We start from the raw sequence: 18,056 nt of genomic DNA on the forward strand, positions 1-18,056 counted from the left end.
AGCAATCCATGTCGCTCACGCCTCGATTCCGTCACCGTTTCTTTGTTGCTGCGCTCGCCGTTGGGCTGACGGCATTGCCGCCGCTGGCGGTGGCCCAATCGAACAACAGCGATACGTCGCTGCCGGGCATTACGACACAGCCGGAAAAGGGCAGCCGGCCCACCGATAGCGGCCAATCCGACGATGCCGCTCAGTCGGATGAGACTGCGGCGCCGGACGATAGCGCGCCGGCACAAAATGATAGCGTGGTGACGCGGCCATTGAATGCCACCGTCGGCACTTTCAAGACGGAGAAGGTCGGGCCCGGTGCCGAGCCGAAAGCCGACGATGCCATCAAGCCTTCCCAGGGTGTCGGCGTTTTTGATCGCATGGGCGCGAAGCTGCCCGACCTGCCACCGGAAAAGCCCTTTACCGGCAAGGTCGACGAAGCCTATGGCGCCTTCCAGCGCGGCTATTACCTGACCGCGTTCCAGAAAGCCTTGCCGCGGGCACAGCTCGGTGATCCCGCGGCGCAGACCCTGCTTGCCGAACTGATGTCGCAGGGCCTGGGCGTCAAGCGCGACACCAAGGATGCTGCCTTCTGGTATGGCAAGGCAGCCGAGGGCGGCGATGCGACGTCGATGTTCAAATACGCGTTGCTCCTGATGGAGGGGCGCGACGTGCCGCGCGACGAGAAGAAGGCGGACGAATGGATGAAGAAGGCGGCCGATGCCGGCCAGGCATCCGCCGAATTCAACTGGGGGCAGAGCCTGACGGCGGACAATCCAGGCATCAAGGGCCTGCAGATGGCTCTCCCATATTATGAAAAGGCGGCGCAGCAGGGCATTGCCGATGCGCAATATGCCGTCTCTCAGCTCTATCTCAATCTGCCCGACCTGCCGCAGGAGAAGAAGGAGCAGGCCCGTGAATGGCTGTCGCGCGCCGCCAATGCGGGCTTCGACACCGCCCAGCTCGACATGGGCATTTGGCTGATCAACGGGATCGGCGGCAAGCAGGATTTGGAGAACGGTTTCAACTGGATGAAGGTCGCCGCCTATCGCGGCAATGTCGTTGCGCAAAACAAGCTGGCGCATCTCTATATTAACGCGCTCGGCACGAAGCAGGACCCGGTCGCTGCGGCTACCTGGTATGTCATCTCGCGTCGCGCCGGCCTGAAAGATCCGGAGCTCGAGGATTTTTACCAGGGCATCGAGGATTATCAGCAGAAGGCTGCGATCGACGCCGCGAACAAATTTCGCAGGTCGCAGTAATGCTTAAAGCGCGCAGCGTTTATTTGAACGTATGGCGCTCTACGTGAAAGCCAATCCCGCTAGAACAAAGCATCCGCGAAAAGATCTTCGTCGTCTGATTTGACCGGCGCTGCCGCAATCGGTGCCGCTCTAACGTCCATGGCGATGATATCGCGATGGACGTTGCGTTCCTGCGCCATCGTGTAGGTCTTAAAGATGCGGGCGCTGAGCGGCGCGATGATTTCTTCCAAATCGCTGGCATCGGCCATATCGCTGCCGGCCATGTCTTCGAGCGTATCGGCACAATTTGCCAAGGTTTCGCCGAGGTCGCGCTGGAAGTCGAGCTTGCCGATAGACAGCATAATCTTGTTTGCCACTTCACGGCCATGCGCCGAGAGGGTTTCCAACTCGCCATCCATGATGTTGGCGGCGGCGCGGATGGTGTCGACGGCCGAGATCAGCCTCTCGTCCAATCGATAGTCTGAGGCCTCCTGGCCCGAGGCGACGTGGCCGGCTGCTGTTTCGAGAGATGCGAGGCCGGAGACGATCGCGTCAGCGGATTCATCGAGCTTTGCCGCAAAGATACGTAGTTCGGCGGTGACGACGTTGATCGAACGACCTTCTTCGCCCATGCGGCTGCAGCGCAGATTGGTGTTGAGCGCCATGTAGTGGATGTCGGTCTTGACGGCGCGGATGGTCTCGATGCGGTGCAACAGGTTCGAGGCCGTGCCGAGCGTCGACTGGCTGATGCCGTCGGCCTGAATGCGGGCTGTTTCGACCTGTTTGACGATCGTGTGGGCGGCGGAGACGCTCTGTTCCAGTGCGCGCAGCACATTGCCGTCGCCGCTTCTGCCGTCGGGCTTCATGGCGTCGCGCAGCTTCAGGATTTCCTGCGTGTCATGGCTGAAGCTGGCGATCGTCTTGACGACGCTACCGGACTCCCGCTGGAAGTCCGTGACCATGTCGCGCATTTGTGCCGCCGTCAGGTGATGAATGACATTTTCGAGCCGCTGGCGGGCATCGGTATCGAGCTTGCTGCCCTCGCCGCTTGCGAGAAATTCTTCCAGAAAAGCAAAGGCGCTTTGTATGTGCTCGATGCGCTGGCGGGTAATGTCGCCGATTTGCAGAGCCGAAAGGGTGGTCGCGACCTTGCTTTGCACGCCGCGGGCGATAGCGCCAACTTCAGCGGCGATCACAGCGAGTTCTTTACGGTGAGCAGCGATGGTGCGGGCATCCTTTTCCAGTGCTGCCACCACTTGCGGAACGTTGCGGTCATAGGCCTTCGCGGTGGTGGCGCCAAAGCCCATGGCGACCTTCAACTCGCGTTCGAGGGCGCCGAGCTGCTGGGCGAAGGTGTTGACTTCATCGGTGCCGGAGTGAATGCGCTCCAGAATTTCCTCGGCAAAACCGGCAAATTCGGCAATGCCCGCACCGGTGATCTTCACCGTGACGGCGAAGGTACGCAGGTAACGCATGGTCTCCTGCATATCGGTGACATGGGCATGCAGCTTGGTGCCGGCCTCAGCCAGAACGGCGAAATTCTGCTGACGCCTGACCTCAAGTCCGGGCAGGTCGGACAGGCCGCTCACCGTCTGCAACAGATCGGTGGTGGTGTCGCTGGCGCCATCGCTGTCGAGCGCCTTGGTCAACCTGTCGAGGGATGACAGGAGTTGGTTCAGAACCTCCATGACAGACAGGAGAACAGCGCCGCCGTCGAGAAAGCGTTTCTCAACCTCGCTGCGCGCCGCTTCCAGGGTGCGGCTGACATCCATGGCCTGCGGGAATCCCCGTTGGCGATCGATGCGGCGTGCCAGCGCTGTTGCGTATGTCATGTCTGTCCCTTTACTTGGAAAAAGGCCTGTTTGACTCAACTCTTAAATGTGGGATGGAAAATTCCGGTAAATTCTCCGGACTCGTGGGCGTTGCATGCCAGACTTTCCCCGGCAGCGTTAATATTCACTCACCGGAAAGTGCGTGTTTTGATCTATTCGATTTAACCGCCTGAATCCCAATCATATTTTCATCGTAAAATTTGAGTGGTCATTTATGCCAGGTGAGAATTCACATCCCCTGAAACGACGAATTATACAACCTGTGTTTACTCCCTCTTAAGGCTGACATGAGATTCAATAGTTATTGCTCAAGTATTCGTTTGGTAGCGGGGCCAGATTTGAAATGGATGATAAATATTCCGAATCTATTTCCCTGCCGAATATCCTAAGCATCAGGAACATTTCCGAAATTTATCAAAGTATGACTTTGAAGCTTCGGGACGGCAAAATGCTTGTCCTCGAAGTCGCCGACGATGCGGAAGCCGATTTGAGCTTCGTGCAATTGGTCGAGTCGGCAAGGATGGAGGCGAAGGCCTCCGACAAAACACTTCGTCTTTCTTCGCCGGCTAGCGGTTCTGTTTTGAAAGTCTTGCAGAGGGGCGGGTTCGTCGACGCCTTTACGGCGGAGGATGCGCAATTCTGGCTCCATAAAGAGGTACATTCATGAGTGCGAAGATTTTGACTGTCGATGATTCCGCCAGCATCCGTCTGACGACCAAGGTGACGCTGACCAATGCCGGTTACGAGGTCACCGAGGCGGAGAATGGTGCCGAAGGCCTGGATAAGGCCAAGGCCGGGCACTTCGATCTCATCGTGACCGATCTCAACATGCCCGTCATGGACGGACTGACCATGATCGAGGAGCTGCGCAAGCTGCCGGCTCACATGGGCGTTCCGATCATCTTCCTGACGACGGAATCCGATGCTGATCTCAAGGCGCGCGCCAAGGCCGCCGGCGCCACCGGCTGGCTGACCAAGCCTTTCGATCCGGAAAATCTCGTCAAAATCACCAAGAAAGTGCTGGGCAGATGAACTCGCTCGATCCAATTGCTGTCTTCCGTACCGAGGCTGCAGAATGCCTGGAGCAGATCGAGGCAGGCCTTTTGGATCTCACGCATCAGCTCGATGACAAGGCTTTGATCGATGCCGTGTTCCGGGGCCTTCATACACTGAAGGGTTCGGGCTCCATGTTCGGCTTCGATGCGCTCGCCGGCTTCACCCATCATTGCGAAACCGCCTTCGACCGCGTCCGTAAGGGCCAGGCGCCGGCAACGGCCGAGCTCGTCGCCGCCGTTCTCGACGCGCAGGACCATATGCGCGCCCTCGTCGACGATCCCAACGGCAATCACGAAGCCACCAGCCAACGTCTTCTGGCGCAATTGCATGCAGCAGTCGGCGGCGCCGGCGATGCTGCAAAGCCGGTTCAGGCCGTCGCCGTGACTGCGCCTGTTGTGACGGACAAGCGAAAGACCTGGCGCATTCGTTTCAGCCTGCCACAGAACGCGATGATCAACGGCACCAATCCGCTAGGGTTGCTGGATGAGCTGCGCGATCTCGGCGAATGCCGCATCCTCGCCAACACCTCGGCCATTCCGCCGCTGAGCGCGCTGGTGCCTACGGAATTGCATCTTTCCTGGGATGTCACTGTTACGACCGAGCAGCCGCGGTCGGCCATCGACGATGTTTTCATCTTCGTCATGGACGACATGCAGCTTGATGTCGAGGAAATCGATGGCCATGCAGTTGCTGCAACGCCGGATGAGCCCGCCGTTTCGGCTGCCCCGCAGGCGGTCGTTGCTCCTGCCGCGCCGGCCGCTGCCGAAATTGTCCCGGTCAAACGGGAAGTGGCGGCACCTGCGGCGCCGGTTGCCGACCAGCGACAGGCAAAGGCTGCCGAAAGCGTTCGCGTTCCGGCTTTGCGTCTCGATGAACTTATGGACCGTGTCGGCGAACTGGTCATCGCACAATCGCGCCTAAGCCAGTTGGCCAGTGCCAGCGCCGATATCGGGCTGAGATCGGTATCGGAAGAGATTGAGCGCTTGTCCGGCGAGTTGCGCGATACGATGATGGTGCTGCGCATGGTGCCGGTCGCAAGCCTCTTCAACCGTTTCCGCCGCCTGGTGCATGATCTGGCGCGAGAGACTGGCAAGGTCATCGAGCTCGTCACCGAAGGCGAGACGACGGAGGTCGACAAGACCGTAATCGAGCGGCTTGCCGACCCGCTGGTGCATCTGGTGCGCAATTCCATCGATCATGGCCTTGAGCCGCCGGAAGAGCGTCTTGCTGCCGGTAAGGCCGAAGCTGGAACTATTATATTGTCGGCCCGGCAATCGGGCGGCGAGGTTATCATCTCGATCAAGGACGACGGCCGTGGCATCAATCGTGGGCGCGTTCGCGCCAAGGCGGAATCGTCCGGGTTGATCCAGCCGGGTCAGCAGCTCAGCGATGCCGAGCTCCTGCAGCTCATCTTCGCGCCCGGATTTTCGACGGCGGCGCAGATCACCAATCTTTCCGGCCGCGGCGTCGGCATGGATGTGGTGAAGCAGACGGTGGAAACGCTACGCGGCACCATCGATATCGTCAGCCTGCCGGGGCAGGGGTCCGATGTATCGTTGCGCATTCCGCTGACGCTCGCCATCATCGACGGTCTGCTCGTGCGCGTCGGCGCCGGGCGCTACGTCATTCCGCTGTCGGCGGTTGAGGAATGCCTGGAATTGTCGCTGGAAGAGGACCTGCGCTCGCGTGGCCGCAGTTTCATTTCGCTGCGCGACAGCCTGGTGCCTTTCCTGCGGTTGCGGGACGTATTCCGCACCGGCACCAAGCCGGATGTGCATCAGAAGGTCGTCGTTATCTCGACCGGGACTGAGCGGGTTGGCCTGGTGGTCGATCAGATCATCGGCGACCACCAGACGGTGATCAAATCTATGTCGAAGCTGCACAATGACGTCGCGCATTTCTCCGGGGCTACGATCCTTGGTGACGGCAGCGTCGCCCTCATTCTCGATGTCGTGCATCTGGTCGCGGCCGGCCAGCAACAGGAGGCGCATCTGCGTGCAGCGGGATGAGCGGAAAAGCCAGGAAATCCGACAATCTCTGGAATGGCACTCATTGGAATGAAAACGGCGAGGTCGAAGTTCTGACCTTCGATCTTGCCGGTGAAACCTTCGCCCTCGAGGCGGTCATGGTTCAGGAAATCCTGGACATTCTGCCGGAAACCGCCGTTCCCGGCAGCCAGCCCTTCGTGGGCAGCGTCATCAACTTTCGCGGCAAGGTGATCCCCCTTGCCGATCTCCGTCTCGCTTTCGGCATGGAAGCGGCGGAAGCGACTATCGATAGCCGTATCATCGTTATCGAACTTGACCTGCAGGATGAACCCACGCTCGTGGGTCTGCGGACCGACAAGGTGAATGAAGTCACCACACTTGCAAAAGCTTCCAGTGAAGCACCGCCTAGCGTGGGGATGCGTTGGCGTCCCGACTACATCAACTGCCTGGTCAAGCGCGGAGGGGAATTCATCATTCTCCCCAATCTGCAGGCGATTTTTTCCGCCCGGCGAAACAAGGCGCTTTCCGCCTGAACATTGCCGCGGCCGAATTTTCGAGGGAAGCAAGACTATGCGTCTAACGATAAAAGCCAAGCTGGTGGGGGCGTTCGCCTTCATCATCCTCATGCTGATAGGCACGGCCGGCTACGGCCTCATGAGCCTTAGCGCTTTCAACGACACCATCAGCAACGTGCTCGAAGGCCCCGTGGAGCGACTGGAGTTGACACAGCAGGTCAACATCTCCCAGCTCCAGGTCATCCGTCAGCAGAAGAACCTTCTTGCGGCCCACAGCGACGATGAAGCCAAGGCTGCGCTCGCTGCCGGCGACGTGGCACGCAAGCAGCTTGCCGACACTTTGGCGGCCGTGGACAAGGTCGCTACCGAAGAAAGCCGCGCTCATTGGGACTCCGTCGAAGCCATCGCAGCGAAGTTCATCCAGGCCGACGACCAGATTCGGCAACTGCTGAAGGCAGGCGACAAGGAAGGCGCAAGCAACATCTCCGTTACCGATGCCCGCCGGGCCGCCAACGAGATCGACAAGGCTCTCGAAGCTCTGCTCGCCACCGAGAAGCAGAAAATGAAGGAAGCGGACGACGGCGCCGATGTGCAATATGCCGGCACCCGCCTGACGATGCTCGTTGCCGCAGGTGTAGCGCTGCTGATTGCAGCCGTGACCGCGTTTTGGATCGCAAACACGATCAGCAAGGGTCTCGCCCGCGCCAATACCGTCGTTCGAGAAGTTGCCGAGGGCGATCTGACCAAGACGGCGGAAATCACCAATCACGACGAAATCGGCGCATTGCTCGGCAACGTCAATGTCATGATCGAACGTCTGCGCGGCGTGGTTGCCGATGCGCTGGGTGCGGCGGACAACGTCTCCTCGGGCAGCCAGCAGCTTTCGGCAAGCTCGGAGCAGGTGTCTCAAGGCGCAACCGAGCAGGCGGCCTCGGCCGAAGAGGCCTCAGCTTCGATGGAGCAGATGGCGGCCAACATCAAGCAGAACGCCGACAATGCCGCCCAAACGGAAAAGATTGCCCGTCAGTCGGCCAGGGATGCGGAAGCAAGCGGCGATGCCGTCACTCGCGCCGTCAGCGCCATGCGGACGATCGCCGAGAAGATCGGCATCGTGCAGGAGATCGCCCGCCAGACCGATCTGCTCGCTTTGAACGCGGCCGTCGAAGCGGCTCGTGCCGGCGAACATGGCAAGGGCTTTGCGGTTGTCGCCTCGGAAGTGCGCAAGCTTGCCGAACGCAGCCAATCGGCTGCTGCCGAGATCAGCTCGATGTCGAGCGATACCGTCAAGGCTGCCGCGGAAGCCGGCGAGATGCTCGGCCGTCTGGTGCCGGATATCCGCAAGACCGCCGAACTCGTCTCCGAGATCAGCGCCGCCTGCCGCGAGCAGGACATCGGTGCCGCCCAGATCAACGAAGCGATCCAGCAGCTCGACAAGGTGACGCAGCAGAATGCCGGTGCCTCGGAAGAGATGTCGGCCACTTCGGAAGAGCTGGCAGCGCAGGCTGAAGAGCTGCAGGCCTCTATTGCCTTCTTCAAGGTCGATACGGCAGGCAGCAAAGTCACGGCCAGGAAGTTGCCCACCAAGGTCGGTCACAAGGCTGCCGCTGCGCCGGCTGCCAACCGCCGTGCCACGTCTGCCGCGGTAAATTCCGTGCAGACCGTCGCTGCCCAGCAGGCCCGGGCCAAGGGTTTTGCCCTCGATCTTTCCATGGGCGGCCCGGATGCCGGCGACGCGGATTTCCGCGAAAGCGCCTGAGCGCTTCCCGATGACTCCCGCCAGGACCGTCATGGTCCCGGCGTTCTGATATCCCCAACGTGTGTATGCGTTGGCGTCGTGGTTCTTGAGATGTCCGGTGACGGGGAGGTGAATGGATCGCTTTCCCCGGTTCGACGGCTCTCTTTATCGGTACGACGCTGTCAAACGGTGACGCCGTTCCGCAATACTCATTTGCCTCTTTATCTCTGGGGATAGGACATGCGCTTTTCCATCAAACTGAAATTAGGCCTCGCCTTCGGCACCATGACGCTGCTTTTGATTGGCATAGCGGTCTACGGCAGCATCAGTCTCGGTCACCTCAACGACGCCAGCAACGAGATGACCGAGGGACCGGTCAAACGGTTGCAACTGGCGCTCGACGCCAACATTGCCGCAGTTGAAGCCGTTCGTGCGCAGAAAGATGCGCTCATATCCAGCGGTGAGGCGGAAACCGCCTTTTATAAGGAGTCCAGCACTCATCTGGACACCATGTTCTCACAAGCCCAGGAGGGTCTCGCTGCCTCGGCGGCGGAAGGCAAGCCGCTTTGGGAGAAATTGATATCGCTTGGCCAGACCTTCCGCCAGCGTTCCACCGACTTGCAGGCCCTCGAGGCCAAGGGCGATCACGCCGGCGCCGAGGCGCTTTCGGACGGCGAGCTGAGCGACCTGAACAATCAGATGACCGACGTGATCAACAAGCTGGTCGACATCCAGAAAAAGGAGTTGGCGGCCACGGACGCGGGCGGCGACCTTCTCTATGAAGACACGCTGATGATCCTGGCGATCGCCTCCGCCGTCGCGTTGATCATTGCATTAAGCGCCGCCTTCTGGATTACGCTCGGGATCAATCGCGGCCTGACCAAGGTGTCCAACATCGCCAAGGCGGTGGCGCTCGGCGACCTTGATCAGAAGGTCGAAGTCAAGACGAATGATGAGATCAAGGATCTGATCGATACCGTCAATGTCATGACATCGAACTTGCGCATCACCGCAGGCGTGGCGGACCGCATCGCCATGGGCGATCTTTCCGTTGCCGTGAAGCCGCTCTCCGACAAGGACGTTCTCGGTCTGGCAATGCAGAGCATGGTCGCCAACCTGCGCACCACCTCCGATATTGCCACGCAGATTTCCGACGGAGACCTGACGGTGACGCCGAAACCGCTTTCCGACAAGGATGTGCTCGGCCTGGCGCTGGAGCAGATGGTTGAACGTCTGCGCGGCGTGGTTGCCGATGCGCTGGGTGCGGCTGACAACGTCTCCTCGGGCAGCCAGCAGCTTTCGGCAAGCTCGGAGCAGGTGTCGCAGGGTGCTACCGAGCAGGCGGCTTCGGCTGAAGAGGCTTCGGCTTCGATGGAGCAGATGGCGGCCAACATCAAGCAGAACGCCGACAATGCCGCCCAAACGGAAAAGATTGCCCGCCAGTCGGCCAGGGATGCGGAAGCAAGCGGCGATGCCGTCACTCGCGCCGTCAGCGCCATGCGCACGATCGCCGAAAAGATCGGCATCGTGCAGGAGATCGCCCGCCAGACTGATCTGCTCGCTTTGAACGCGGCCGTCGAAGCGGCTCGTGCCGGCGAACATGGCAAGGGCTTTGCGGTCGTTGCCTCGGAAGTGCGAAAGCTTGCCGAACGCAGCCAATCGGCTGCTGCCGAGATCAGCTCGATGTCGAGCGATACCGTCAAGGCTGCCGCCGAGGCTGGCGAGATGCTCGGCCGTCTGGTGCCGGATATCCGCAAGACCGCCGAACTCGTCTCCGAGATCAGCGCCGCCTGCCGCGAGCAGGACATCGGTGCCGCCCAGATCAATGAAGCGATCCAGCAGCTCGACAAGGTCACGCAGCAGAATGCCGGTGCCTCGGAAGAAATGTCGGCCACTTCGGAAGAACTGGCCGCCCAGGCTGAAGAGCTGCAAGCTTCGATCGCCTTCTTCAAGGTCGATACATCGGCCAATCGCCAGCGCAGTGTTGTTGCGGCCAAGACGACCGACCGGGCTCCGGCTGCGGTCGCTCGTCAGGCGAAAGCGCCGAAACCCGCCTCCGTTCAGGCGCAGCAAGCGCGTCTCAAGGGCTTTGCCCTCGATCTCTCCATGGGCGGCCCGGATGATGCCGACGCCGAATTCAAGGAAAGTGCATGACCATGGCTTCACCTGCTCTGGAAGCGCAATTCGTCACCTTCAGCCTCGGCGAGGAAGTCTTCGCCGTAGCGGTCGAAGTGGTCCGCGAAATCCTCGATTATGCCGAGGCTTTCAAGATCCCCAACGGACCGGATTACCTGCTCGGCCTGCGCGATGTGCGTGGGCAGGGTGTGCCGACCATCGATCTCCGGCTGAAGCTCGGTCTTACCAAGACCGTTCCGACCCCGCATACCCGTGTGCTGGTGCTGGATATTCCGATGGAGGCCAAGGTGCTGACGCTCGGCCTGGTCGCCGACCGCGTCTTCGAGGTGACGCCCTTTCGGCATGGCCAGATCGAAGCGGCCCCCGATATCGGCGTACGCTGGCGTTCCGACTACATCGCCGGCGTCGTGCGCCGGGAGAATGGTTTCGTCGTCATCGTCGATCTCGCCCGCTTGCTGTCGCGGGAAGACACCGTCGCGCTCGATCCGCATCGCGCCGGCCATGCCGCATAAGAATTCGTAAGGGGGTGGGTGAATGGGAACGGTTGCCGTTCAGGAGAGCCAAATCATCGGTGACCGCATCAGCACGCGGAATTTCGAGAAGCTGGCGCGTTTCATCTATGACTACAGCGGCATCAAGATGCCGTCGACGAAACTGACGATGCTGGAGGGGCGGCTGCGGCGGCGCCTGCGCGCCACCAACATCACGTCGTTCGACGATTATTGCGATTTCTTGTTCAACCATGGCGGCTTGGAACAGGAGACTGTCTATCTCATCGATGCAGTGACGACCAACAAGACCGATTTCTTCCGCGAGGCCAAACATTTCGAGTTCATGCAGACTGTGGCCTTGCCGGCGCTGATGCGCGCCGGCCATCGCCGCCTGCGCGCGTGGAGTGCTGCCTGCTCGACAGGGGCGGAGCCCTATTCGATGGCGATGGTGATGGAGGAATTTTCCGAAAGCGAAGGTCGCATCGACTATGCAATCCTGGCGACCGATCTCAGCACCGACGTGCTGCAATCGGCCAGGAGCGGCATCTACGCGGACGACATGGTGTTGCCGGTTCCGGCGGAACTGAAGCGCAAATATGTGATGACCGCCAAAGTGCCGGGTAGGCGGGAGGTGCGCATCACGCCGCGTTTGCGTTCGAAGATCGGCTTCGGCCGGTTGAACCTCATGGATGAGAAATACCAGGTGGGGGATGCCATGCACATCATCTTCTGCCGTAATGTTCTCATCTATTTCGACAAGCAGACGCAGGCCGGCGTCCTTTCGCGTCTCTGCGATTGTCTCGTGCCCGGCGGCTATATGTTCATCGGCCATTCGGAATCGATCACCGGCTTTGACCTGCCGCTGAAACAGGTTTCCAACACGGCCTTCCAGCGAATTTAGACAGGCCTTCATGCCAAAGAAAATCCGCGTCCTGATCATCGATGACTCCGCCAGCGTACGCCAAACGCTGGCGGCGCTTTTGTCTGAGGACCCCGAGATCGAGGTGATGGGGGTGGCGAACGATCCCTTCATGGCCGCCCGCCGGATCCAGGAGGAGGTGCCAGATGTCATTACGCTGGATGTCGAGATGCCGCGCATGGATGGCATCACCTTCCTGCGCAAGTTGATGTCGCAGCGGCCGATCCCGGTCGTCATGTGCTCCTCGCTGACGGAGGCGGGTTCGGAAACTTTGCTGCAGGCCCTGGAAGCGGGCGCGGTGGATATCATCCTGAAACCGCGGATTGGCGCTGCCGATTATCTGGCCGACGAGGCGATGCGCATCCGCGAGGTGGTCAAGAGCGCTTCGCATGCCAGGATGCCGAATGTCCGCCGCGCTGAGGCGCGTTCGGCATCCGCTTCGGGACCGACGAAGAAGCTGACGGCCGACGCCATGCTGCCGCCGCCGACCGGCCGCGCCATGGCGAAGACGACCGAGATGGTCGTCTGTGTCGGCGCTTCGACAGGCGGCACCGAGGCATTGCGGCAAATGTTGGAGGCGCTGCCCGCCAATGCGCCGGGCATGGTCATCGTGCAGCACATGCCGGAGAGGTTTACCGCCGCCTTCGCCAAGCGGCTGAACAGCCTCTGCGAAGTGGAAGTGAAGGAAGCGGCCGATGGCGATCCGGTTCTGCGCGGCCATGTGCTGATCGCCCCCGGCGACAACCACATGATGCTGGAGCGGCAGGGTGCGCGTTATCATGTGGCTATCAAGACCGGACCGCTGGTCTCGCGCCACCGTCCGTCAGTCGATGTCCTCTTCCGCTCGGCGGCGCGGGCGGCCGGATCGAATGCCATGGGCATCATCATGACCGGCATGGGCGACGACGGTGCGCGCGGCATGTTCGAGATGAAACAGGCAGGCGCCTATACCGTTGCCCAGGACGAGGCGACCTCCGTCGTTTTCGGCATGCCGAAGGAGGCGATCGCCCGCGGCGGTGTCGACCGAGTCGTGCCGCTCGAGCAGATCGCCCGCGAGATCCTGATGGCGCAGCAGAAATTCTAGGCTGGATAATCGTCGATTTGATCGGCGCGGACTATGTCGCGAAGTCGGCTCGACGAGAAAACCAGGCCTTCCGCCTCGCTGTACTTGAAATTCCCCCGATTTTGTGGTCTTGAGGCCGCCAATCTTTATTGCGCTGCCGATCCCGCTCCGCCGGGGCCTGCTTTCGGGTCCGGTTAGTGCCTTCTATTTTACCCAAGGAAGCCCGATGGCCCGTTCTGCTCTTCTCAATGTCATGGTTCAGGCCGCCCTCAAGGCAGGCAAGTCGCTCAGCCGCGATTTCGGTGAAGTGCAGAACCTGCAGGTTTCGGTGAAGGGACCGGGCGATTTCGTCAGCCAGGCAGATCTCAAGGCGCAGAAGATCATCCATGACGAGCTGCTGAAGGCGCGGCCGACCTATGGCTTCCTCGGCGAGGAAAGCGAAGAGATCAAGGGCACGGACGGCGCGCATCGCTGGATCGTCGATCCGCTCGACGGCACGACCAATTTCCTGCACGGCATTCCGATGTTCTCCATCTCGATCGCGCTGGAGCGCAATGGCGAGATCGTCGCCGGCGTTGTCTTCAATCCGGCGACGGACGAGCTTTACACCGCCGAGCGCGGCGGTGGCGCCTTCCTCAACGATCGCCGCCTGCGCGTCGCCTCGCGTCGCGTGCTGTCGGACAGCGTCATTGGCTGCGGCGTTCCGCATCTCGGCCGTGGCAATCACGGCAAGTTCCTAGTCGAGCTGCGCCATGTGATGGGCGAAGTCGCCGGCATCCGCCGTCTCGGTTCGGCAGCACTCGATCTCGCCTATGTCGCAGCCGGCCGTTTCGACGGCTTCTGGGAATTGGGCCTGTCGCCCTGGGACATGGCGGCCGGTATCCTGCTGGTGCGCGAAGCCGGCGGTTTCGTCTTGGATTACGACGGCGGCACCGATATGCTCGGTACCGGCACGATCATCTGCGGCAACGAGCATATTCAAAAGGCGCTGGCCGAGGTCGTCAAGCGGCCTATCCCGACAAAATAAAGCTGATCTTTCAGCAACTGCCCTTCAGCAAAACAGCCTGTTGCCAATGGCTTGTTTTGTGTTTTCCGTCTCTTCAATTCGGCACAATGTTGCTCTAGTCTCCGCGGGCGGAGTATGCGGAGGCAAAGCGTGCGATGGAAAATGTGAATCTGGGGGATCTGGGGTCGACCGACAATGTGTCGGGCAGCTATACCTACAAGCTCTCCAGCCCGATGGCCTTCTTTTGGACGATGATCCTTTTCCTGGTCATCGTCGGTTTTATTGTGGCGATCCTGTTTCGCCAGGCTCAAGTCGCCTTCCTGCATAATCCCGGTCTCAACGGATTGATCCTTGGCGTGCTGGCCGTCGGCATTCTGCTGGTCTTCAATCATGTCCTGATGCTGAGGCCCGAAGTTCGCTGGTTCAATCATTTCCGCGCCGTCGGCAATGCTGCCGACAAGGTCGGCCGCAATCCGCGGCTTCTGGCGCCCATGCGGGCGCTCATCGGCAACCGTCGCGGCATGCAGTTGTCGACGGCGACGCTGCGCTCAATCCTTGATTCCATCGCCACCCGTCTCGATGAATCGCGCGACACTTCGCGCTATCTTATCGGTCTGCTCGTCTTCCTCGGCCTGCTCGGCACCTTCTGGGGTCTGATCGGCACGATCGGCTCGATCAACGATGTCATCCAGAGCCTCGATGTCGGCTCCGGCGACACCGGCGATATCCTTGGCGCCCTCAAGACCGGCCTTTCCGGCCCGCTGGTCGGCATGGGCACGGCGTTCTCGTCCTCGCTGCTCGGCCTTTCCGGCTCGCTTATCCTCGGTTTTCTCGACCTTCAGGCCGGCCGCGCGCAGAACCGCTTCTACACCGAACTGGAAAACTGGCTTTCCTCGGTTACCGATGTCGGCTCGGACATCTCTCCCGTGATCGAAGGCGCCAATGGCGCATCCTCCGAGGATGTGCGGGTGCTTTCGGAATACCTGCGCAAGATCGCGGAAGAAGGCGGCGGTGGCCAACGCTCGGTGACGGCGATGGCGAACCTTGCTGAGGGCATCCAGGGCCTGGTGAAAAACATGCGCAACGAGCAGCAGATGTTGCGCGACTGGATCGAGGCACAGCAGGAAGAAGCGAAATCGATGCGACGCACGCTCGACCGTCTCGCCGACCGGATCAGCCATACCGAAAAGACCGGGAGCAAGTAAATCATGGCGCTCGCGCGAAACAGTCGCCACAAGAGAACGGTCGACTATTGGCCGGGATTCGTCGATGCGCTCTCCACGCTGCTGATGGCGATCATGTTCCTGCTGACGGTGTTCGTCGTTGGCCAGTTCATTCTAAGTCGCGAGATTTCCGGCCGCGACGAGGTGCTGAATCGCCTCAATAGCCAGATTAACGAATTGACGCAGGCATTGGCGCTCGAAAAGAGCGGCAAGCAGGATCTCGAGGATTCCATCGCCAATCTGCAGGCGTCGCTTTCGGTGGCAGAGGGCGACCGCTCGCGTCTGCAGGCGCTGCTGGATGCCGGTTCCGGCAATAGCCAGGCCGCGCAGCAGAGGGTCGGCACGCTGACGCAGCAGCTTGACGACCAGAAGCAGGCGAGCGCCCGCGCTCTCAGCCAGGTCGATCTTCTCAACCAGCAGATTGCCGCGCTGCGCAGCCAAATTGCCGCTGTCGAGGCGGCCTTGCAGGCGTCGGAGGAGAAGGATCAGACATCGCAGGTGAAGATCGCCGATCTCGGCCGGCGGCTGAATGTGGCGCTGGCGCAGCGCGTGCAGGAGCTCAACCGTTATCGTTCCGACTTCTTTGGGCGCTTGCGCGAAATTCTCTCCGACCGCGACAATATTCGCATCGTTGGCGACCGCTTCGTCTTCCAGTCGGAAGTGCTGTTCCCTTCCGGTGCGGCTGATCTCAACCCGGACGGCCAGGCGGAGATGGCCAAGCTTGCGGCCGCGCTGATCGATCTTTCCAAGGAAATTCCGCCCGAGATCAACTGGGTGCTGCGCGTCGATGGGCATACGGACAATGTGCCGCTCTCCGGCAGCGGCCGCTATCCCGACAACTGGGCGCTGTCGTCGGCGCGCGCCATCGCTGTCGTCAAGTTCCTGATTGCCCATGGCGTTCCTGCGGACCGGCTCGTCGCCGCCGGCTTCGGCGAATTCCAGCCGATCGCTCCCGGCGATACGCCGGAAGCCCGCGCCACCAATCGCCGTATCGAGCTGAAGCTGACGGAGAAATAGTCGTCAATTCCTCTCGACCAGAATGGTATCGAGGCTTGCCTGCAGGAATTCTCGGACGGCAGAGCTGTGGCTCAGCCCAATCGCCGTGCGATAGGCCGTAACCGCGCTCTCCGTTTCTCCGGCTTCCGCAAGCAGATGGGCACGGACGGCCCAATAGGGCTGGTGGCTCAGGATATCGCTCTCAACCAACTGGTTCAGCTTCTGCAATCCCGCCATAGCCCCCTGCGCCCGGCCGATCACGGCGGCTTGACTCACGCGGGCGCCGACGGTCGGTTTCATCAGCACGAGTGCGTCATAGAGCTTTGCGAGCGCCGTCCAGTCGGTGACACCGGAGCGACGGCGTTCGGAATGGACGGACTGGATTGCCGCCTGGCATTGGAATGGGCCGAAGCGATCGAAAGTTCCCGCCTGCCACAGCAGGCTGTCGGCTTCGGCCATCATGATGGCGTTCCAGCGTGCGGTGTCCTGTTCGCCGAGCGGTACATAGCAGCCATCCGCATCCCGGCGGGCGGCACGGCGGGCTTCGCAGTAAAGCATCAGAGACAATAATCCGATCGCCTCCGGCTCCTGCGGTAGGGTGGCAAGCAGGGCGCGGCCGAGCCAGATGGCTTCGTCTGCCAGAGCATGCAGCTTGCCGTCTTCGCCATCGAGCCCGTCCCAGCCGAGGCCGTAGGCAGCATAGATCGCCGAGAGCACGCCCGTCAGCCGCTCCGGCAGCACGGAACGATCGGGCACGCTGAATGGAATATGCGCTTCGCGGATCTTGGTCTTGGCCCGAACTAGCCGCTGGCTCATCGTTTCCGGCGAGACGATGAAAGCCTGCGCTATGGTTCTGGCATCGATGCCGAGAACCGTCTGTAGCATCAGCGGTGTATGCACGGACCGGTCGATCGCCGGATGGGTGCAGGTAAACAGCAGCTTCAGCCGCTCGTCGGGGAAGGTGGGGCCATCCGCATTCATGCGCTCCTCCGCTTCCTCGAAAGCCAGAGTGATCGTATCGCGGGCGGCGGCCTTGACGTTTGCATGTCTTGCGGCGCCATAAAGATTGCGCCGCGCCGCGACCAATAGCCAGGCCTCGGGATTTTCGGGAATGCCGCGCGCCGGCCAAGCGCGCAATGCGGCTGCGAGAGCCTCGGACAGCGCATCCTCCGCCGCCGGCACATCGCCCGAGCGCGCCGCCAGGAAAGCGATCAACTTGCCGTAGGATTGGCGCGCCACCCGTTCCGTGGCGCGTCCAACGTCATGGTCCATGGCCATGTCACATTTGCAGACGCGGCCGCACTTCGACGGATCCCTTCTGGGAGATTGGCACGCGCACGGCCCATTCCAGGGCTGCGTCGAGGTTCGGCACATCGATCAGATAGAAACCGCCGAGCTGTTCCTTGCCTTCCGGGAAAGGACCGTCCTGCACATCATGGTCTTCGCCGCGGCGGCGGATGACCGTTGCGGTTTCCGGCTCGGTCAGCCCGGCACCGCCGGTCATGATGCCGGCCTGGACAAGCGCCTGGGTATAGGCGATCCAGCCGTTCTTATAGGCGGGATCCTCGCGCCGCTTAAAATCCTCGGCCGATTCACGGATGATCAAAGCATATTGCATGGGGAAACTCCTGCTCGCTGTATTGGCGGTAAGCCGGACTGGACGCTGCATCTAAAGAGCAAATGCCAAGATGTGCAACGCCGCCGGCGAAACGGCTTCATGCCCGTTCCGATACTATGAGACGCGAGCGAGGCTGATTTCGACAGGCCGAGCAGATTTTTTCGAAATTTTTTGATGGGCAAACGAAAACGGCCGGCGCGCCCGAAGGCAGCCGGCCGTAGAGGCTGTATAGCAGCGCTCGACGCGAAG

General features: G+C 61.0%; 16 protein-coding genes. 13 read left to right on the forward strand and 3 right to left on the reverse strand.

What is annotated here, in order from left to right; genetic code table 11:
* Positions 1 to 8: 8 nt before the first annotated feature.
* Positions 9 to 1,250, forward strand: coding sequence for a tetratricopeptide repeat protein (locus tag PH547_RS04765; protein ID WP_104824209.1), 1,242 nt, complete (start codon positions 9 to 11; stop codon positions 1,248 to 1,250).
* A gap of 59 nt (positions 1,251 to 1,309) precedes the next feature.
* Here the strand turns inward: PH547_RS04765 and PH547_RS04770 are convergent, their stop codons facing one another.
* The gene (locus tag PH547_RS04770; protein WP_445944960.1) at positions 1,310 to 3,061 is read right to left on the reverse strand and encodes a coiled-coil domain-containing protein; all 1,752 of its coding nucleotides are present in this window, start codon (positions 3,059 to 3,061) and stop codon (positions 1,310 to 1,312) included.
* Positions 3,062 to 3,404: 343 nt separating this feature from the next.
* Here PH547_RS04770 and PH547_RS04775 point away from each other — a divergent pair, with 343 nt between their 5' ends.
* The 12 genes from PH547_RS04775 to PH547_RS04830 all read left to right on the forward strand — a co-directional run bounded on the left by PH547_RS04775 (position 3,405) and on the right by PH547_RS04830 (position 16,210).
* Entirely contained in the window at positions 3,405 to 3,728 is a 324-nt protein-coding gene (locus tag PH547_RS04775) for an STAS domain-containing protein (RefSeq protein WP_104825198.1), read from the forward strand.
* On the forward strand, positions 3,725 to 4,093 hold the full coding sequence (locus PH547_RS04780) for a response regulator (protein WP_104824208.1): 369 nt from the start codon (positions 3,725 to 3,727) through the stop codon (positions 4,091 to 4,093). The genes PH547_RS04775 and PH547_RS04780 overlap by 4 nt, the downstream gene beginning before the upstream one ends.
* A complete protein-coding gene (locus PH547_RS04785) occupies positions 4,090 to 6,126 on the forward strand; it encodes a chemotaxis protein CheA (RefSeq protein ID WP_104824207.1) in 2,037 nt (678 codons plus the stop codon). The genes PH547_RS04780 and PH547_RS04785 overlap by 4 nt, the downstream gene beginning before the upstream one ends.
* Positions 6,123 to 6,638, forward strand: coding sequence for a chemotaxis protein CheW (locus PH547_RS04790; RefSeq protein ID WP_245463893.1), 516 nt, complete (start codon positions 6,123 to 6,125; stop codon positions 6,636 to 6,638). Before PH547_RS04785 ends, PH547_RS04790 begins: the two co-directional genes overlap by 4 nt.
* Before the next feature lie 37 nt (positions 6,639 to 6,675).
* Positions 6,676 to 8,376 (forward strand): methyl-accepting chemotaxis protein, encoded by a 1,701-nt coding sequence (locus tag PH547_RS04795; protein WP_260303133.1) that lies wholly within the window; start codon positions 6,676 to 6,678, stop codon positions 8,374 to 8,376.
* Positions 8,377 to 8,595: 219 nt separating this feature from the next.
* Positions 8,596 to 10,509 carry a HAMP domain-containing methyl-accepting chemotaxis protein gene (locus tag PH547_RS04800; protein ID WP_104824205.1) on the forward strand — a complete coding sequence of 638 codons (1,914 nt, stop codon included), beginning with the start codon at positions 8,596 to 8,598 and terminating at the stop codon, positions 10,507 to 10,509.
* Positions 10,506 to 11,003, forward strand: a complete 498-nt coding sequence (locus tag PH547_RS04805) for a chemotaxis protein CheW (protein WP_199773485.1) — start codon at positions 10,506 to 10,508, stop codon at positions 11,001 to 11,003. Before PH547_RS04800 ends, PH547_RS04805 begins: the two co-directional genes overlap by 4 nt.
* 22 nt (positions 11,004 to 11,025) lie before the next feature.
* A complete protein-coding gene (locus PH547_RS04810; RefSeq protein WP_104824204.1) occupies positions 11,026 to 11,883 on the forward strand; it encodes a CheR family methyltransferase in 858 nt (285 codons plus the stop codon).
* Between the two features lie 10 nt (positions 11,884 to 11,893).
* Positions 11,894 to 12,985 (forward strand): protein-glutamate methylesterase/protein-glutamine glutaminase, encoded by a 1,092-nt coding sequence (locus PH547_RS04815; protein ID WP_104824203.1) that lies wholly within the window; start codon positions 11,894 to 11,896, stop codon positions 12,983 to 12,985.
* A gap of 205 nt (positions 12,986 to 13,190) precedes the next feature.
* A complete protein-coding gene (locus tag PH547_RS04820) occupies positions 13,191 to 13,991 on the forward strand; it encodes an inositol monophosphatase family protein (protein ID WP_104824202.1) in 801 nt (266 codons plus the stop codon).
* 134 nt (positions 13,992 to 14,125) lie between these two features.
* A complete protein-coding gene (locus PH547_RS04825) occupies positions 14,126 to 15,175 on the forward strand; it encodes a flagellar motor protein MotA (RefSeq protein ID WP_104824201.1) in 1,050 nt (349 codons plus the stop codon).
* Between the two features lie 3 nt (positions 15,176 to 15,178).
* Positions 15,179 to 16,210: a peptidoglycan -binding protein gene (locus PH547_RS04830; RefSeq protein ID WP_104824200.1), complete on the forward strand. Its 1,032-nt coding sequence runs from the start codon at positions 15,179 to 15,181 to the stop codon at positions 16,208 to 16,210.
* 3 nt (positions 16,211 to 16,213) lie between these two features.
* Here PH547_RS04830 and PH547_RS04835 read toward each other — a convergent pair whose 3' ends face one another.
* Positions 16,214 to 17,461, reverse strand: coding sequence for an RNA polymerase sigma factor (locus PH547_RS04835; protein WP_285167668.1), 1,248 nt, complete (start codon positions 17,459 to 17,461; stop codon positions 16,214 to 16,216).
* A gap of 7 nt (positions 17,462 to 17,468) precedes the next feature.
* Complete coding sequence (locus tag PH547_RS04840) at positions 17,469 to 17,807, reverse strand: YciI family protein (protein WP_104824199.1); 339 nt, start codon at positions 17,805 to 17,807, stop codon at positions 17,469 to 17,471.
* Positions 17,808 to 18,056 lie beyond the last annotated feature (249 nt).

Source organism: Rhizobium cerradonense (assembly GCF_030182455.1).
GTDB lineage: Bacteria > Pseudomonadota > Alphaproteobacteria > Rhizobiales > Rhizobiaceae > Rhizobium.

Excerpts from the sequence above, each read along its gene's own strand:
- PH547_RS04765 (WP_104824209.1), top strand. The coding sequence starts at position 9 with ATGTCGCTCACGCCTCGATTCCGTCACCGTTTCTTTGTTGCTGCGCTC.
- PH547_RS04770 (WP_445944960.1), bottom strand. The coding sequence starts at position 3,061 with ATGACATACGCAACAGCGCTGGCACGCCGCATCGATCGCCAACGGGGA.
- PH547_RS04775 (WP_104825198.1), top strand. The coding sequence starts at position 3,405 with ATGGATGATAAATATTCCGAATCTATTTCCCTGCCGAATATCCTAAGC.
- PH547_RS04780 (WP_104824208.1), top strand. The coding sequence starts at position 3,725 with ATGAGTGCGAAGATTTTGACTGTCGATGATTCCGCCAGCATCCGTCTG.
- PH547_RS04785 (WP_104824207.1), top strand. The coding sequence starts at position 4,090 with ATGAACTCGCTCGATCCAATTGCTGTCTTCCGTACCGAGGCTGCAGAA.
- PH547_RS04790 (WP_245463893.1), top strand. The coding sequence starts at position 6,123 with ATGAGCGGAAAAGCCAGGAAATCCGACAATCTCTGGAATGGCACTCAT.
- PH547_RS04795 (WP_260303133.1), top strand. The coding sequence starts at position 6,676 with ATGCGTCTAACGATAAAAGCCAAGCTGGTGGGGGCGTTCGCCTTCATC.
- PH547_RS04800 (WP_104824205.1), top strand. The coding sequence starts at position 8,596 with ATGCGCTTTTCCATCAAACTGAAATTAGGCCTCGCCTTCGGCACCATG.
- PH547_RS04805 (WP_199773485.1), top strand. The coding sequence starts at position 10,506 with ATGACCATGGCTTCACCTGCTCTGGAAGCGCAATTCGTCACCTTCAGC.
- PH547_RS04810 (WP_104824204.1), top strand. The coding sequence starts at position 11,026 with ATGGGAACGGTTGCCGTTCAGGAGAGCCAAATCATCGGTGACCGCATC.
- PH547_RS04815 (WP_104824203.1), top strand. The coding sequence starts at position 11,894 with ATGCCAAAGAAAATCCGCGTCCTGATCATCGATGACTCCGCCAGCGTA.
- PH547_RS04820 (WP_104824202.1), top strand. The coding sequence starts at position 13,191 with ATGGCCCGTTCTGCTCTTCTCAATGTCATGGTTCAGGCCGCCCTCAAG.
- PH547_RS04825 (WP_104824201.1), top strand. The coding sequence starts at position 14,126 with ATGGAAAATGTGAATCTGGGGGATCTGGGGTCGACCGACAATGTGTCG.
- PH547_RS04830 (WP_104824200.1), top strand. The coding sequence starts at position 15,179 with ATGGCGCTCGCGCGAAACAGTCGCCACAAGAGAACGGTCGACTATTGG.
- PH547_RS04835 (WP_285167668.1), bottom strand. The coding sequence starts at position 17,461 with ATGGACCATGACGTTGGACGCGCCACGGAACGGGTGGCGCGCCAATCC.
- PH547_RS04840 (WP_104824199.1), bottom strand. The coding sequence starts at position 17,807 with ATGCAATATGCTTTGATCATCCGTGAATCGGCCGAGGATTTTAAGCGG.